Raw genomic sequence first — 949 nt, 5'->3', positions numbered from 1 at the left:
AGCTCATGATTAATCGGCAACTGATGCCATAATTGTATGATACTCAAACCATAGGTCAGTGCCGTTTGGCTGACGGCGTTGACCAACCATTTACGTTGAACATTTGGCAATATAAAACCAATCTCTTGCTCTATATAGCGTTGCCATTGCTCAGTATCAAAAGCAACATCATCCCACAAAGCCTCGGCTACCAAAGCGTCAGCTTTATTTATCATCAGACTGTCTTTTTGAGTATGATTATTCACGTGACCTGCTATTAATAGTGTTGCTCAACAGAAAACAACGAGTAGTGCAACCATTTGGTTAACATTTCAATATCACAATCATAAGCTGATAACTAGAGATTACATGCTCGCCGAGACGTTTTCATCAACCTCTAAATACTCATCTTCGCTAAGCTCTTGCTCCAACTGCTCGTCATCATTAGAGATCTTAAAGCCTGTGACCGACTCTTGCAGTGCTGCCGCCATTTCGCTCAGCTCACCAATAGAGCGCGCGGTCGCCATCGAACCAGACGAGGTTTGTGAGGTAATGTCTTGAATAATATTCATGGTATGCGAGATATGACCTGCAGACTCGGCCTGTTGTAGAGCGGCGTTAGAGATGTTTTGAATCAGGTCTGCCAAGGTATTAGAAACCGTTTGCACCTCTTCTAGCGCTTCACCCGCATCTTTTGCCAAGCGTGCACCACGTACGACTTCCGATGTCGTTGATTCCATTGACATCACCGCTTCACTGGTATCGGCCTGAATGGTTTTTACCAGCGTTTCAATCTGTTTGGTTGCGTTTGCTGAACGCTCAGCAAGACGCTGAACCTCGTCGGCAACAACCGCAAAGCCTCGACCTGCTTCCCCTGCCATCGATGCCTGAATTGCAGCGTTCAATGCCAAGACGTTGGTTTGGTCAGCAATATCGTTAATCAGACCAACGATATCACCAATCTCTTGCG

Annotated in this window: 2 pseudogenes; both read right to left on the bottom strand. The window is 45.8% G+C overall.

The features are described 5' to 3' along the window. A pseudogene (locus tag V7D75_RS10335) lies at window positions 1-245 on the bottom strand (CheR family methyltransferase); the annotation flags it as partial. Window positions 246-428: 183 nt separating this feature from the next. Continuing rightward, window positions 429-949 (bottom strand): annotated as a pseudogene (locus tag V7D75_RS10330) (methyl-accepting chemotaxis protein); the annotation flags it as partial.

The organism is Psychrobacter sp. (assembly GCF_036731945.1).
Classification (GTDB): Bacteria; Pseudomonadota; Gammaproteobacteria; order Pseudomonadales; family Moraxellaceae; genus Psychrobacter.
Note: the sequence above shows the minus strand (reverse complement) of the source record. Positions and strands in the feature narration are given on the sequence as shown.